The organism is Tenacibaculum sp. TB-53 (genome assembly GCF_059716285.2).
In genome coordinates this window covers 1224699-1240268 of record NZ_CM202790.1, presented here as the reverse complement: position 1 = coordinate 1240268, position 15570 = coordinate 1224699, and the positions used below count along the sequence as shown (strand labels likewise).

The 15570-nt window shown below is 35.6% G+C and carries 13 protein-coding genes; 5 read left to right on the top strand and 8 right to left on the bottom strand.

Going from position 1 to position 15570, the window contains the following annotated elements; all coding sequences use genetic code 11:
* Positions 1 to 175: 175 nt before the first annotated feature.
* From AC3VJB_RS05585 to AC3VJB_RS05550, 8 genes are all read right to left on the bottom strand, one after another.
* On the bottom strand, positions 176 to 1249 hold the full coding sequence (locus tag AC3VJB_RS05585) for a M20 family metallo-hydrolase (protein WP_437824874.1): 1074 nt from the start codon (positions 1247 to 1249) through the stop codon (positions 176 to 178).
* A complete protein-coding gene (gene argB / locus AC3VJB_RS05580) occupies positions 1246 to 2025 on the bottom strand; it encodes an acetylglutamate kinase (RefSeq protein WP_281979863.1) in 780 nt (259 codons plus the stop codon). The genes AC3VJB_RS05585 and argB overlap by 4 nt, the downstream gene beginning before the upstream one ends.
* A 318-nt stretch (positions 2026 to 2343) precedes the next feature.
* Positions 2344 to 3282, bottom strand: coding sequence for a Rossmann-fold NAD(P)-binding domain-containing protein (locus AC3VJB_RS05575; protein WP_281979862.1), 939 nt, complete (start codon positions 3280 to 3282; stop codon positions 2344 to 2346).
* The gene (locus AC3VJB_RS05570) at positions 3279 to 4406 is read right to left on the bottom strand and encodes an aspartate aminotransferase family protein (RefSeq protein ID WP_497666876.1); all 1128 of its coding nucleotides are present in this window, start codon (positions 4404 to 4406) and stop codon (positions 3279 to 3281) included. The genes AC3VJB_RS05575 and AC3VJB_RS05570 overlap by 4 nt, the downstream gene beginning before the upstream one ends.
* Entirely contained in the window at positions 4406 to 5203 is a 798-nt protein-coding gene (gene proC, locus AC3VJB_RS05565; protein WP_497666875.1) for a pyrroline-5-carboxylate reductase, read from the bottom strand. The genes AC3VJB_RS05570 and proC overlap by 1 nt, the downstream gene beginning before the upstream one ends.
* A gap of 10 nt (positions 5204 to 5213) precedes the next feature.
* Entirely contained in the window at positions 5214 to 6191 is a 978-nt protein-coding gene (gene argC, locus AC3VJB_RS05560) for an N-acetyl-gamma-glutamyl-phosphate reductase (RefSeq protein ID WP_497666874.1), read from the bottom strand.
* 165 nt (positions 6192 to 6356) lie between these two features.
* Positions 6357 to 7535: an argininosuccinate synthase gene (locus AC3VJB_RS05555; protein WP_073183590.1), complete on the bottom strand. Its 1179-nt coding sequence runs from the start codon at positions 7533 to 7535 to the stop codon at positions 6357 to 6359.
* Positions 7532 to 8143 (bottom strand): GNAT family N-acetyltransferase, encoded by a 612-nt coding sequence (locus AC3VJB_RS05550; RefSeq protein WP_073183588.1) that lies wholly within the window; start codon positions 8141 to 8143, stop codon positions 7532 to 7534. Before AC3VJB_RS05550 ends, AC3VJB_RS05555 begins: the two co-directional genes overlap by 4 nt.
* A gap of 899 nt (positions 8144 to 9042) precedes the next feature.
* Between AC3VJB_RS05550 and AC3VJB_RS05545 the strand changes: the two genes are divergently transcribed.
* The 5 genes from AC3VJB_RS05545 (at position 9043) to ilvC (ending at position 15570) form a co-directional block, all read left to right on the top strand.
* Positions 9043 to 9930 (top strand): branched-chain amino acid transaminase, encoded by an 888-nt coding sequence (locus AC3VJB_RS05545; protein WP_281979858.1) that lies wholly within the window; start codon positions 9043 to 9045, stop codon positions 9928 to 9930.
* Between the two features lies 1 nt (position 9931).
* On the top strand, positions 9932 to 11608 hold the full coding sequence (gene ilvD / locus AC3VJB_RS05540; protein ID WP_497666873.1) for a dihydroxy-acid dehydratase: 1677 nt from the start codon (positions 9932 to 9934) through the stop codon (positions 11606 to 11608).
* 167 nt (positions 11609 to 11775) lie between these two features.
* The gene (gene ilvB, locus AC3VJB_RS05535) at positions 11776 to 13509 is read left to right on the top strand and encodes a biosynthetic-type acetolactate synthase large subunit (RefSeq protein ID WP_281979856.1); all 1734 of its coding nucleotides are present in this window, start codon (positions 11776 to 11778) and stop codon (positions 13507 to 13509) included.
* A gap of 6 nt (positions 13510 to 13515) precedes the next feature.
* Positions 13516 to 14043, top strand: a complete 528-nt coding sequence (ilvN, locus tag AC3VJB_RS05530) for an acetolactate synthase small subunit (protein ID WP_281979855.1) — start codon at positions 13516 to 13518, stop codon at positions 14041 to 14043.
* A gap of 24 nt (positions 14044 to 14067) precedes the next feature.
* Positions 14068 to 15570, top strand: a complete 1503-nt coding sequence (gene ilvC / locus AC3VJB_RS05525; RefSeq protein WP_281979854.1) for a ketol-acid reductoisomerase — start codon at positions 14068 to 14070, stop codon at positions 15568 to 15570.

Genomic DNA, 15570 nt, shown 5'->3' with positions numbered 1-15570 from the left:
TGTCTTGTATCTCTTTTCTAGTTTTTTATTTGTTATTTATAATGTCACTTCGAGTAAAGTTATTGAAATGAAATAAAAATAATTTTGTATCGAGAAGTACTCGAATGGTTCTCGATACAATTTTTACTTCGCTATCACTCAATAAAAATCACTCGAACTGACATGTGTACAGTAGCTAATTCTTAACTCCTTTTAATACGTTCTCTAAAAGCTTAACATACAACTCAATTCCTTCCTCAATCTCTTGAAGATAAATAAACTCATTAGCGGTGTGTGAACGTGTGCTGTCTCCAGGTCCTAATTTTAATGACGGACAACTCAATACTGCTTGGTCAGATAGGGTAGGAGAACCATAGGTTGTTCTTCCTAAAGCCAACCCTGCTTGTACCAAAGGGTGTTCTTTTGGAATAGAAGATGAATTCAAATTCAAGCTACGTGGTTGTATGTTACAAGGTGCATGTTCTTGTAGAAAGTCATTTATTTCCTGATTGGTATATTGGTCGTTTACACGAACATCTACTACCAATTTTACTTCAGAAGGAACAGCATTGTGTTGTTTCCCTGCATTGATTTGTGTTACCGTGAGTTTTACGTCTCCCAAGGTTTCCGAGGTTTTTTCAAATTCAACATCTTTAAACCACTGTAATACTTCAATAGTGTTGTAAATAGCATTGTCGTGATTCGGATGTGCGGCATGACTTGGGGTTCCTTTTACCTCAGCATCAAAAACGACCAAACCTTTTTCAGCAATAGCTAAATTCATTAAAGTAGGTTCTCCTACGATAGCTACATCAATCTTTGGTAAAGTTTTTAGTAATCCGTTTAAACCGTTAGGACCACTGCTTTCTTCCTCGGCAGTTCCTGCAAAAACAAGGTTATAAGTCAAGTTTTCTTTCTGGTAGAAATGGGTGTAGGTTGCCAATAACGAAACCAAGCATCCACCAGCATCGTTACTTCCTAATCCGTAGAGTTTACCATCTTCTATAATCGCTTTAAAAGGATCTTTGGTATAGCCGTTATTAGGTTTTACGGTATCGTGATGCGAGTTGAGTAATAACGTAGGTTTGTTAGCATCAAAATGTTTATTTACCGACCACACATTGTTCTGAGTTCTAGTGTATGGAATATCATACTCTTTAAACCAGTTTTCTAGCAGTAGGGCAGTAACATCTTCTTCCGAAGAAAAAGAAGGTGTTTCTATTAGGTTTTTTAACAGACTGATGGCTTTTGTGGTAAGTCTTTGTATCATGATAGTTGTAATGAGGTGTGTTTGTTTTTTGAGTTAAATAGCATAGTTGTATTGCCTATGTGTACTTTTTGAACGTTGTTTTTTAGGGCATGAAAGCAATTGTCTAACTTAGGAAGCATTCCTTCAAAAATGACTCCGTCAGCTTTTAATTGCGCGTAGGATTCTGAAGTGATTTGTTCGATAATAGAGTTGTCATCGGTTACATCACTTAGCACTCCTGATTTTTCAAAACAGTAATATAGTTCTGTACTAAAATGAGCAGAGAGACCTATAGCAATTTCTGAAGCTATAGTATCGGCGTTGGTATTGAGTAATTGTCCGTTTGCATCGTGCGTAATCGCACAAAACACTGGAGTTACTTCGTTATTAATTAATACCGTTAGTACTTGCGGATTTACGGTAACAACGTCGCCTGCAAATCCGTAATCTATGGGTTTAGCAGGACGTTTAGTTGATACAATAGTATTTCCGTCAGCTCCTGTAAAACCAATAGCGTTGGCGTTATGCGCTTGTAACTGCGCAACAATTTGCTTGTTGATTTTACCTGCATAAACCATAGTAATCAAATCTAAAGTTTGCGTATCGGTTACACGTCTACCATCAATCATAGTCACAGGAATATTCAACTGTTTAGCCAATTCAGAAGCTAATTTTCCACCACCATGTACCAATACTTTCGGACCTTTTAGCTGAGCGAAATTAGTTAAGAAACTATGTAAGGCTTTCTCATCATTAATGATGTTTCCGCCTATTTTAACAATCTTTATGGTTTTCATTTTTAGTTTTAAGTTTAATTTATTGTTCATTTTTTCTTGATAAAAAACGAACCAAAAAATCAAGTCTGTAAAGAGGAAATTGCTACGCACCACTCATTTTCAAAACTTCATGCTTAAAGCTATGCTTAGCACTTCCGCTTTTTCACTCGTTATTTCTTTATACAGACAGTTTTCATATTTTAATTCTCTTTTAATTTAATGTCACGTCGAGTGATTTTTAGTACTGAAAGGGAGAAAAATCGTATCGAGACGTTTTCAAGTAGTTCTCGATACATCTCCCTCAGGTCGACACTCGAACTGAGAAGTCAAAATTTAAATTCAACTTAAATGATTTAAAATCTCTTTTAATACTATCTGTGCAGCAAAAGTTCTGTTGTTGGCTTGTTCAATCACAAGAGAGTTCTGACCGTCTAAAACAGCGTCTTCAGCTACCACATTTCTTCTAATAGGTAAGCAGTGCATAAATTTAGCAGCGCCTAGTTTTTCCTGAGTAATCATCCACTTAGGGTCTTCATTTAGTATTTTACCATATTCATTAAAAGAACTCCAGTTTTTGGCATAGATAAAATCGGCATTTTCAAAAGCTTTCTGTTGATCGTATTCTATAGGGAACTGTTGTGTGATTTCAGGATCTAGCTCATATCCTTTTGGATGGGTAATTACAAAATCGACTTCCATTTTATGCATGAGGTGTACAAAGGCATTGGCAACCGAGTGTGGTAATGCTTTGGGGTGTGGAGCCCAAGACAACACAACTTTAGGTTTACCAACTTTTTTAGTTTCCGTAATAGTAATCGCATCTGCCAAGGCTTGCAATAGATGATCAGTAGCGCTTTCCATATTAATAATAGGAACTGAAGCGTATTTTATAAAACTGTTGAGTATAATTTCAGAGGTATCTTTTTCTTTGTCTTTCAACGTTGGAAAAGCTCTTACTGCAATGATATCAGCATACTGAGAAATTACCATGGCAGCCTCTTTAATATGTTCTGAAGTACTTAAATTCATCACAGTACCGTCTTCAAACTCCATATTCCAAGCATTGGTAATGTTTAACACACTTACTTCCATACCTAAGTTTTTAGCAGCTTTTTCGGTACTTAACCTTGTACGTAAACTAGCATTGAAAAAAAGCATGACTAAGGTTTTGTGTTTTCCCAAATCAGCAAACTGATAGGGGTTTTCTTTTAATTGAATTGCTTTTTGAATGGTTTCTGAAAGGTTTTCAATATCGTTTAGGCTGGTGTATTTCTTCATGACAGTTCCTTTTTTAAAGACTCAAAAAACACATCGATATGTTGCTTTTGAATGGTTAACGGGGGAAGAATTCTTAACAAGTTCGGATTCTTAGCGCTTCCAGTGAAAATATGATGCTTGAATATTAGGTTTTTTCTTAGGTCAGCAATAGGAGAATCGAATTCTAATCCTAACATAAGACCTCTTCCTTTTACAGCTGTTATTTGTGGAATTGAAGCTGCTTGTTCCATAAAATATGCAGCAATTTGCTGTGCGTTTTCCATCAATTGTTCTTTTTGGATGGTTTCAAGAACAGCTAAGGAAGCAGCACAGGCTAAGTGATTACCGCCAAAGGTTGTCCCTAACAAACCGTAAGAAGCCTCAATACTTGGATGGATTAAGATTCCACCCACAGGAAATCCGTTCCCCATTCCTTTTGCCATGGAAATAATATGTGGAGTAATTCCATGTTTTTGAAAAGCAAAGAAATCTCCTGTTCTACCAAATCCGCACTGAATTTCATCAGCAATAAGTAACGTGTTGTATTGTTTACATAGGTTTTCTAATCCTTGGTAAAAAGTTGTAGAAGCTTCGTCTAATCCTCCAATACCTTGAATGGTTTCTATTATAATAGCACAAACATCGTTGCCTTGTAAAGCTTTTTCAACACCTTCCAAGTCTTCAAACTCTAAAAAAATAACCTCTTGCTGCGCATTGATAGGCGCTACAATCTTAGGATTGTCAGTTGCTGCTACTGCAGCTGAAGTACGTCCGTGAAATGAATTCTTAAAAGCAATTATTTTCTGCTTACCAGTGTGAAAAGAAGCTAGTTTTAAAGCATTTTCATTGGCTTCAGCTCCAGAATTACATAAGAATAGTTGATAGTCTTTACAGCCAGATATGTTTTTTAGTTGTAATGCTAATTCTACTTGCAACGGATTTTGAATCGCGTTGCTATAAAAACCTAGTTTACTTACTTGCTCACTAATGTTTTTTACATAGGTAGGGTGTGAGTGTCCGATAGAAATTACAGCATGTCCGCCATATAAATCTAAATATTCTGTGCCTTTATCGTCGTATACATATACATCGTTGGCGGTTACTGGGGTAATATCAAATAGAGGATATACGTTAAATAAACTCATTAGTTTTCTTTTTTTATGGTATTAATTTTGTTAAAAGAGGCTACCATTCCCTGTATTAAGGCGGCACTTAAACCTTTGTGTTCCATTTCATTCAAACCTTCAATGGTACAGCCTTTTGGAGTGGTAACTTTATCGATTTCTTCTTCAGGATGATTTCCTGTAGCTATGAGTAGGTTGGCAGCACCTTCGCTGGTATACATCGCAAGTTCTTGTGCTTCTTTTGCATCGAAACCTAACTGAATAGCGGCTTGTGTAGTTGCCCGTATTAAGCGCATCCAAAAAGCAATTCCACTAGCACATATTACAGTGGCTGCTTGCATTTGATCTTCAGGAATAATCATTGAAGTTCCTAGTTGATTAAAAATAGTTGTAGCTATTTCTAAATCTTCCTTCTTTTGAGTATTACCACTAAGACAAGTCATCGATTTTCCAACGGCAATAGCAGTATTAGGCATGGCTCTGATAATAGTAGTATCTGAACCAATAAGCGTTTCCATTTTTTCAATAGAGAAACCAGCAACTGTAGAAATCACTAAATGATTGTCTGATAATAGAGGAGCAGTTTCTTTTAAAATAGTTTCTAAATGTGTTGGTTGTACTGCAAAAATTAATACATCAGATGCAGTGATTGCTTCCTCGTTATTAGAACTAATGAAAACGTTGGGTACCTCTTTAAATTCATTAAGTTCTTCAATGTTTCTCTTGGTTAAGAGAAGTTGAGAAAACGAATTGTTTTGTATCAATCCTTTAGCGATTGATTTTCCTAAGTTACCTGTACCTATAATTGCTATTTTCATGTCTTTTATTTTAAAAATATGTTGCTTTTAGTTGTAATCCTGTATTCTCTTGAAAACGAAACATTAGGTTCATATTCTGGACTGCTTGCCCAGAAGCTCCTTTTAATAAATTATCAATAATGCTTGTTATGAGGAGCTTATCTCCGTGTTTATGCAAATGAATTAAACACTTGTTGGTGTTTACTACCTGTTTTAAGTGTAATTCATTATCAGCTACGTGTGTAAAAAGAGCCTCTTTATAGTAGCCTGAATACAGTTGTTGTGCTTCTTCTAAACTTCCTTCAAAATCTGTGTATAATGTTGCATAAATACCTCTGGAAAAATCTCCTCTGTTAGGGAGAAATAATACTTCTGAATCAAAACTAGATTGAAGCGTATGCAAGGTCTGACTGATTTCTCCTAAATGCTGATGGGTAAAAGGTTTGTAATAGGAAAAATTATTATCTCTCCATGTAAAATGCGTGGTTGCTGATAATGAAGTACCTGCTCCAGTAGCACCAGTAACCGCATTGACATGTACATCATTTTGTAATAAACCTGCATCTGCCAGTGGAAGCAATCCTAATTGAATAGCTGTAGCAAAACACCCTGGATTTGCAATATAAGAAGCGTTTTGTATAGCTTCCTTTTGAAACTCAGGTAAACCATATACAAATTGCTTTCCTTGAAAAGTACTATCAGCTTCTAGTCTAAAATCATTTCCTAAATCAATAATCTTAGTATGATTTGAAAAGGTATGTATTTCTAAAAACTTTTTAGAGTTTCCGTGTCCTAAACATAAAAACAGTACGGCTACAGAAGCATTGATTTTATTGGTGAATACTAAATCGGTACTCCCCACCAAATCCTGATGGACATTCGCTATTTTATTACCGGCATTAGAAGTGCTATACACAAAATTAATAGTCGCTTTTGGATGTTGTAATAAAAGTCTAATTAACTCTCCTGCTGTATAACCAGCACCTCCGATGATTCCTACTTGTATCATATTGTTTGTTGTTTTAAATAGTAGAATGAGTTTTCATTCATGAGATCATCACGTCGTTATCACTCCTCATGATGACGTTTTTGTCATTGCGAGCCTTTCGACTGTCGCTCAAGACAAGCTCAAGAGTGGCAATCTGTTTATTGTTAATCACTCACTGTTTACTGTCTACTGATTAACTTGTTGGTATATTTTATTCTGATTTCCTAAGATTTTGATAAAACCTTTCGCATCTTCAGCAGTCCATCCTTTGTTTAGTTCACCGTAACTACCAAATTTGGCATTCATTAAATCATGTGGAGAATCAATTCCATCAAGTGTAAAATGATAGAGTTTCAGCGTTACAAAAACATCGCCAGTTACCTTTGCTTGGCTATTTGTAAAGAAGGCTTCCATATCTCTCATTACAGGATCTAAATACTGACCTTCATGCAAATGCATGCCATAAAAGCTAGCTAAATACTCTTTGTGTTGTAATTGCCACTTGGTTAAGGTGTGTTTCTCAAGTAAGTGATGTGCTTTAATAGTGATTAATGCCGCAGCAGCTTCAAAACCAACTCTTCCTTTAATTCCTACAATAGTATCGCCCACGTGAATATCTCTACCAATTCCGAATTTAGACGCCATGGTATTTAATTGCTCAATGTTTTGTACAGGAGTTTTTTCGTCATCATTGATAGCCATTAATTCACCTTTTACAAAAGAGAGTTTTACTTGTTCAGGTACTGTCTTTGTTACTTGAGAAGGGTAGGCGTGTTCTGGTAACGGATGTTCTGAGGTTAAGGTTTCTTCACCTCCTACACTGGTTCCCCATAAACCTTTGTTGACAGAATATTTAGCTTTTTCCCAAGACAAATCAATACCGTTACTTTTTAAGTACTCAATTTCTTCTTGTCTTGAAAGTTGTAAATCTCTTATAGGAGTTATGATTTCAATTTCAGGAGCAATGGTTTGAAAAATCATATCAAACCTTACTTGATCATTCCCAGCACCTGTACTACCATGAGCAATATAACTAGCACCAATACTCTTAGCATAGTTTACTATTTCTATAGCTTGTATAATTCTTTCAGCACTTACCGAAAGTGGATACGTATTGTTTTTTAACACGTTACCAAAAATTAAGTACTTAATTACTTTATCGTAATAATCAGTTACGGCATTGATATTTTTATAGGTAGTCAGACCCATTGTGTAAGCGTTGTGTTCAATCTTTTTAATTTCTTCGGAAGAAAATCCGCCAGTATTAACGCTAACAGCATGAACTTCATATCCTTGTTTTGATAAGCTTACCGCACAGTACGAAGTATCTAATCCGCCACTATAAGCAATTACTAATTTTTTCATTTTTTGTCTTTTTTTAGGAAGATGGTTTCCTTAATTCTTTTGAGTCTTTGAAAGACTTTGGCTTTTACTTTTATGTTTTGAGGTTTTTTGTTAGGATCGAATAACATACCGGTACACAAACACATTTTTTGCTGTGTACGTTGCAAGACATCGTAATTTTTACAAGTCTGACAACCATTCCAAAAAGACTGATCTTCTGTAAGTTCAGAAAAAGTAACAGGTTGATAGCCTAATTCGCTGTTGAGTTTCATAACCGCCAAACCAGTAGTAATACTAAATATCTTAGCATTAGGAAATTTAGCTTTAGAATGCTCAAAAACTACTTTCTTAATTTGTTTGGCTAAACCAATACCTCTATAGTTTGGGTGAACAATCAACCCAGAATTGGCTACAAATTTGCCATGACTCCAGGCTTCGATATAACAAAAACCAGCAAATTGATCGCCATCTAAGGCAATAACAGCGTTACCATTTTCTAGTTTTGTAATGATGTATTCTGGTTTTCTTTTGGCAATTCCTGTGCCTCTAACCAGAGCAGCTTCGTCAATAGTTTGACAAATAATTTCAGCATACTTACTATGCGATTGATCAGCAATAACAACTCTCATTGAAATTGATTTTAGATAAACATTTTGTTAAAAATCGGTGGTTTAAAAAGAAGAACCGGACACACCTAGGTTCCCAAAATGAAGTAGTACCCTTACGGGCGACGTCGGATAAAAATAGGTCGTACAACAGTAATGTTATTGAAAACAATAACAAGAGTTAATAACGATATAAAAATGTAGATTATAGAAATCAAAAGAATGAAAATAAAATTATACAATACTCAGTTTAGGACAAAAGGAAGACTAGCGTCGGTTGAAAGACCGCACTAAAAAACTGGGTATATAGTTGTATATTTTATTTGTTTGCATAACGGCACAAATCTATAAAATAAATTTTGATAAATGCTAAATAAAAAATAAAAACTTTTATAATGTTAAGTAAAACAGTGGGTTAGGAGGTGTGTTTTTAAGGGGAGAAATAAAAAAATCAAAAAAATATTAGGATAACTAAAAAATAATTTCAAATATTTGTGGCATCAAATGAAAAAACAAGTTTTAAATATCATTTCTATTATTGTCATTGTGATTATTTCACAAGGATAGGGAAGCGGTATTTAATATTTAACATATAAATTAATAAAAAAGGCTTCCTAAATTTAGGAAGCCTTTTTTAGTTGCAAAAAACATGAATCAAATTTTTAACATCGTGGTAATTATTATTGTCATTATTAGCTCTCCACCGAGTTGATACAGATAGTTATTGCCTATAAGGAAGCCTGTATCTAACTCAAGATACAGGCTTTTTTTATACCGTGAATATCATAATGAATTGGTTTTAAGTGTTTGGTTTTGAGGTTTTTGTGTGTTTTTGAAGGGTAATGAAAATCATCAGAACCTTAAAAAATAAGAAAGTAAAGTAAAAAGCGAAAAATAATTTTGAACAGTAAAAACAACTAAAAATGTACTATAACGAGGAAACAGTAATTTTTTACAACGGACAGTTTATCAAAGCGAAAGATGCTAGCGCTAATTTGTATAGCCAGAGTTTACACTACGGAAATGGAGTTTTCGAAGGTATCAGAGCTTATAATACAACCGAAGGAACTAAAGTCTTTAAGTCGTATGAGCATTACAAAAGGCTAAAATACGGAGCAGAAGTCATGAATATTCAATTGGATTATTCTGAAGAACAACTAACGCAAATTACTTATGAATTATTGGAACGTAATGGTTTAAAAGACGCATACATCCGTCCGTTAGTCACTACAGGATCAGATATGAGTTTGTTAACTTCTAAAGAGACGAACTTAGTAATACAATGTTGGGAGTGGGGCAAGTATATGGGAGATAAATTACTACGTGTTAAAACATCGTCGTTTCAGCGTCCGAATCCGAAGTCATGTTTTGTAGAAGCTAAAGTAACAGGACACTATACGAATTCAATACTATCAACTAACGAAGCAAAAAATAACGGTTATGATGAAGCATTGTTATTAGATATGAACGGCAATGTAGCTGAATGTTCTGGAGCAAATGTTTTTATGCAGAAAGATGGGAAGTTATACACGCCACCAAGAGGTCACATTATGGCAGGAATTACCCGTGCTACAGTTATCGATTTATGTAAAGAAGAAGGAATTTCTGTAGAAGAAAAGTATTTCACTTTAGAAGAATTAAAAAATGCTGATGCTTGCTTTTTCACAGGAACTGCAGCTGAAGTAGTAGGGTTACAATCGCTAGACGATTATCAATTTCCATTAGCGTGGGAAAAATCACATGGACATAAACTAATGAAATTATATAAAGACGAAGTATTAGGCTTACGTCAAAAACGCAAAGCAAGTTAATATGGAACTAAACAAATTTAGTAAACAAGTAACTCAAGACGATACGCAACCAGCAGCACAAGCTATGTTGCATGCTATAGGTTTGTCGAAATCAGACTTAGAAAAACCCTTGGTAGGAATTGCAAGTACGGGGTACGAAGGAAATCCGTGTAATATGCACCTAAACGATTTAGCAAAATTGGTAAAAGAAGGAACTGAAAGTGCCAATTTAGTTGGGTTGATATTTAATACCATAGGGGTTTCTGACGGAATATCTATGGGAACCCCAGGAATGCGCTATTCACTACCATCTCGCGATGTCATTGCTGACTCTATGGAAACGGTAGTGCAAGCGATGTCATATGACGGATTGGTAACCGTAGTGGGGTGTGATAAGAACATGCCAGGAGCCTTAATGGCAATGTTGCGTTTAAATCGTCCATCAGTTTTAGTATATGGAGGAACTATTGCTTCAGGATGCCATGAAGGAAAAAAGTTAGATGTAGTATCAGCTTTTGAAGCTTGGGGAGAGAAAGTTGCAGGAACTATTACTCAAAAAGAATATCAAAGTGTTATTGAGAAAGCATGTCCAGGAGCTGGAGCTTGTGGAGGAATGTATACTGCAAACACGATGGCGTCAGCAATTGAAGCCTTGGGTATGAGTTTACCTTACAACTCGTCTAACCCTGCGATAAGTAACGATAAAGAACAAGAATGTGTAAAGGCTGGTGAAGCGTTACGCGTATTACTAGAAAAAGATATCAAACCATCAGACATCGTTACTAAAAAATCGTTGGAAAATGCAGTACGGTTGGTAACGGTTATGGGTGGTTCTACCAATGCAGTATTACACTTTTTAGCCATAGCAAAAGCAGCAAATGTGCAATTTACTTTGGAAGATTTTCAACGTATTTCTGATGAAACGCCATTCCTAGCCGATTTAAAACCTAGCGGAAAATATTTAATGGAGGATGTGCATAAGGTAGGTGGTACACCGGCAGTTTTAAAGTATTTACTAGAAAAAGGGTTGTTACATGGAGATTGTTTAACCGTAACAGGAAAAACAGTAGCAGAAAACTTAGCAGCAGTTCCAAATTTAACGGATGGGCAGGAAGTAATTAAGCCAACAGAACAACCTATCAAAGCTACGGGACATTTACGAATGCTCTACGGAAATTTAGCTAAGGAAGGTTCTGTTGCAAAAATAACAGGAAAGGAAGGATTGTATTTCTCTGGAAAAGCAAAAGTTTTTGAAGGTGAATACGCAGCAAATGATGGGATACGAGATGGAAAAGTTGAAAAAGGAGATGTAGTCGTAATTCGTTATGAAGGACCTAAAGGAGGACCAGGAATGCCAGAAATGCTAAAGCCAACAGCCGCTATTATGGGAGTAGGGTTAGGTAAAGATGTTGCTCTAATTACAGATGGTCGTTTCTCAGGAGGAACTCACGGATTTGTAGTAGGGCATATCACGCCAGAAGCACAAGAAGGTGGTGTAATCGCTTTAGTAAAAGATGGAGATACCATAACCATCAATGCAGAAACGAATACGATTAATCTAGAAGTTTCAGAAGAAGAGTTAACTAAAAGAAAACAAGAATGGATAGCTCCACCTTTAAAAGTGAAAAGGGGAGTGTTATATAAATATGCAAGAACAGTAGCATCAGCATCTAACGGATGTGTAACCGACGAATTTTAATCGCAGGGCGATAGCCAGAAGATAAATTTCTTGAGGCTTGCCTAAAGGTGTTTGATTTTTAGATAAAGACGAGAGAATTAAGATTCAAGACTACATATAGTAGCACTAAAAATTTAATAAAAATAACTAAGCATATAGCTAAAAGCTAAAAGCATAAAGCTGAGTTTATGGAAACAAAAACGAAACAACAAACAGAACAAGAAATCACACAAAAAGTAACCATTACAGGTGCAGAAGCTGTAGTAAGATGTTTATTAGCAGAAGGAGTCGATTTATTGTATGGGTATCCAGGAGGAGCTATTATGCCTGTATATGATGAGCTGTATAAATATCAAGATAAATTACATCATGTATTAACACGTCACGAGCAAGGAGCAACTCATGCAGCACAAGGCTATGCGCGAGCTACAGGTAAAGTAGGAGTTGCCATGGCAACTTCGGGTCCAGGAGCAACTAACCTAATTACTGGTATTGCCGATGCACAGATAGATTCTACGCCAATGGTATGTATTACAGGACAAGTAGGAGCACACTTATTAGGGTCTGATGCTTTTCAAGAAACAGATATCGTAGGTATTTCAACTCCAGTAACGAAGTGGAATTATCAGATAACCAAAGCAAGTGAGATCCCCGAAGTAATGGCAAAAGCATTTTACATCGCCCGTTCAGGAAGACCAGGACCTGTTTTGGTTGATATTACTAAAAATGCACAGTTTGAAGAGTTTGATTTTGAATATAAAAAATGTACTTCAGTGCGAAGTTATCAACCTGTTCCGAGTATGAACATCCAAAGTGTTGAAGCAGCTGTTGAGTTGATTAATAACGCGGAAAGACCATTTATAGTTTGGGGACAAGGAGTAATACTAGGAGAAGCAGAAGAAGAATTTAAAGCTTTTATAGAGAAAGCAGGAATTCCATCGGCAAGTACGTTGTTAGGCTTATCGGCTTTACCAACCAAACACCCTTTACATGTTGGAATGGTAGGAATGCATGGTAATTACAGTCCGAATAAACTCACCAACGAGTGTGATGTATTAATAGCTGTTGGAATGCGTTTTGACGATCGCGTTACTGGGGATTTAAGCCGTTATGCGAAACAAGCTAAAGTGGTGCATTTTGAAATTGACCCGGCGGAAGTTGACAAAAATGTAAAGACAGATGTAGCTGTTTTAGGAAATGTAAAAGAAACCTTAACGGAAGCACTTCCTCTTTTAGAACAGAATTCACACAAAGAATGGTTGCAAGAATTTAGAAACCTTGATGCTGTAGAGTTTGATAACGTGATAAAAAATGATTTGTTTCCAACGAAAGAAGGGTTAACAATGGGAGAGGTTATTAAGCAAATAAATGAAGCCTCAGAAGGAAAAGCCATTGTAGTTACTGATGTTGGACAACACCAAATGATAGCAAGTCGTTATGCAGAATTCAATCAAACGAAAAGTAATATTACATCAGGTGGATTAGGAACTATGGGTTTTGCTTTACCTGCGGCAATTGGAGCTAAAATGGGAACCCCAGAGCGTGAGGTAGTTGCTGTAATTGGTGATGGTGGTTATCAAATGACCATACAAGAACTCGGAACTATTTTACAAACTAAAGCAGCTGTTAAAATAGTAGTATTAAATAATGAATTTTTAGGTATGGTACGCCAGTGGCAACAGCTGTTTTTTGATAAACGATACGCTTCTACCATAATGACAAATCCAGATTTTATAGCAATTGCTAAAGGGTATCATATGGCAGCTAACAGAGTGACTAAAAGAGAAGATTTGGCGAATGCTGTCCAAGAAATGATACAATCTAAAGAAGCCTATTTCCTTGAGGTTTGCGTAGAAAAGGAAGATAATGTATTTCCAATGATTCCAACAGGAGCGTCAGTATCTGATGTTCGATTAAAATAAGAAAATATGAGTACAAAAAACACTTATACAATTTCAATATATACTGAAAATAACGTAGGGTTGTTAAATAGAATATCAGCAATATTTCAACGAAGACATATCAATATTGAGAGTATCAACAGCTCTTCTTCAGAAATTAAAAGTGTGTCGAGAATTACACTTTTGGTTAAGATTACTGAGGAACAAATGAAAAAAATAATTGGTCAAATAGAAAAGCAAGTAGAGGTAATCAAAGCTTTTTATCATACGGATGAAGAGACGATTTACCAAGAATCGTGCTTATTCAAGCTAAGTACGGATTTGCTAACAGATAATGATGAAATACAAACAATTATCAATCAAAGTAAATCAAGAGTTATCAATGTAAATAAAAACTTTTTTGTTCTTGAAAAATCAGGAACCAAAGAAGAAGTCGAAGAACTATATCACATTTTAGATAAGCATGGTATCATGCAATTTGTTCGATCTGGTAGAATAGCTATTACAAAAGATGAAATGCCAGTATCAAAATTATTACAATTAATAAAAGCATAAACAAACAACACAAATACAATAGAAATGAAAAATTATTTCAACCAATTATCATTAAGAGAGCAGTTAGAACAATTAGGAAAATGTAGATTTATGAATGCTGAAGAGTTTTCAGAAGGAATCACAGCATTAGAAGGAAAAAAAGTAGTAATTGTAGGATGTGGAGCACAAGGATTGAATCAAGGATTAAACATGCGTGATTCAGGGTTAGATATTTCGTATGCTTTACGTGAAGCAGCCATTAAAGAGCAACGTCAGTCATTCAAAAACGCAACCGAACACGGTTTTGAAGTAGGAACATACGAAGAATTAATTCCTATTGCTGATTTAGTATGTAATTTAACACCCGATAAACAACATACACAAGTGGTAAATGCGGTAATGCCATTGATGAAATCAGGAGCGACGTTATCATATTCTCACGGATTTAATATTGTTGAAGAAGGAATGCAAGTCCGTAAGGATTTAACCGTAATTATGGTAGCGCCTAAGTGTCCAGGAACAGAAGTAAGAGAAGAATACTTGAGAGGATTTGGTGTGCCTACATTAATTGCGGTGCATCCAGAAAATGATCCTGAAAATAAAGGATTAGCGCAAGCAAAAGCCTATGCATATGCAACAGGTGGGCATAAAGCAGGAGTGTTAGAATCATCGTTTGTTGCTGAGGTAAAATCAGACTTAATGGGTGAACAAACGATCTTATGTGGAGTGTTACAAACAGGGTCAATTTTGTCTTTCAATAAAATGGTAGAAGAAGGAGTAGAATCAGCATACGCTTCTAAACTTATTCAATACGGGTGGGAAACAATTACCGAAGCGTTAAAGCATGGAGGAATAACTAATATGATGGATCGTTTGTCTAACCCAGCAAAATTGAAAGCCTACCAACTTTCTGAAGAATTAAAAGAAGTATTGGCTCCGTTATTCAACAAGCATATGGATGATATTATGTCAGGACATTTTTCAAAAACTATGATGGAAGATTGGGCAAATGATGATGTGAATCTATTAACATGGAGAGCAGCTACTGGAGAAACGCAATTTGAGAAAACAGCTGCTACTTCTGAAGAAATTTCAGAACAAACCTATTTTGATAAAGGAACTTTATTAGTTGCTTTTGTAAAAGCAGGAGTTGAGTTGGCTTTTGAAACCATGGTGAAATCAGGAATTATCTCAGCATCGGCATACTACGAATCGTTACATGAGTTACCGTTAATAGCCAATACGGTAGCACGTAAGAAGTTGTTTGAAATGAATCGTATTATTTCTGATACTGCTGAATACGGATGTTATTTATTCGACCATGCAGCAAAACCAATATTAGCTGATTTTATGAAATCAGTAAGTACTGATGTTATCGGAACGGAATACAGTACTACTAATGAGGTAGATAATCTGGAATTAATAAAAGTGAATAAAGCAATTCGTAACCATCCAATTGAAGAAGTAGGAGCAGAATTGAGAGAAGCAATGACTGCTATGAAGGTTATCAAAACCAATGTCAGTCAAGAAGAACCTGTTTTAGCATAA

Coding starts and splice junctions, on each gene's coding strand:
- AC3VJB_RS05550 (WP_073183588.1), bottom strand. CDS start 8,143: ATGAGAGTTGTTATTGCTGATCAATCGCATAGTAAGTATGCTGAAATT.
- AC3VJB_RS05585 (WP_437824874.1), bottom strand. CDS start 1,249: ATGATACAAAGACTTACCACAAAAGCCATCAGTCTGTTAAAAAACCTA.
- argB (WP_281979863.1), bottom strand. CDS start 2,025: ATGAAAACCATAAAGATTGTTAAAATAGGCGGAAACATCATTAATGAT.
- ilvC (WP_281979854.1), top strand. CDS start 14,068: ATGAAAAATTATTTCAACCAATTATCATTAAGAGAGCAGTTAGAACAA.
- ilvD (WP_497666873.1), top strand. CDS start 9,932: ATGGAACTAAACAAATTTAGTAAACAAGTAACTCAAGACGATACGCAA.
- proC (WP_497666875.1), bottom strand. CDS start 5,203: ATGAAAATAGCAATTATAGGTACAGGTAACTTAGGAAAATCAATCGCT.
- ilvB (WP_281979856.1), top strand. CDS start 11,776: ATGGAAACAAAAACGAAACAACAAACAGAACAAGAAATCACACAAAAA.
- ilvN (WP_281979855.1), top strand. CDS start 13,516: ATGAGTACAAAAAACACTTATACAATTTCAATATATACTGAAAATAAC.
- AC3VJB_RS05570 (WP_497666876.1), bottom strand. CDS start 4,406: ATGAGTTTATTTAACGTATATCCTCTATTTGATATTACCCCAGTAACC.
- AC3VJB_RS05575 (WP_281979862.1), bottom strand. CDS start 3,282: ATGAAGAAATACACCAGCCTAAACGATATTGAAAACCTTTCAGAAACC.
- AC3VJB_RS05555 (WP_073183590.1), bottom strand. CDS start 7,535: ATGAAAAAATTAGTAATTGCTTATAGTGGCGGATTAGATACTTCGTAC.
- argC (WP_497666874.1), bottom strand. CDS start 6,191: ATGATACAAGTAGGAATCATCGGAGGTGCTGGTTATACAGCAGGAGAG.
- AC3VJB_RS05545 (WP_281979858.1), top strand. CDS start 9,043: ATGTACTATAACGAGGAAACAGTAATTTTTTACAACGGACAGTTTATC.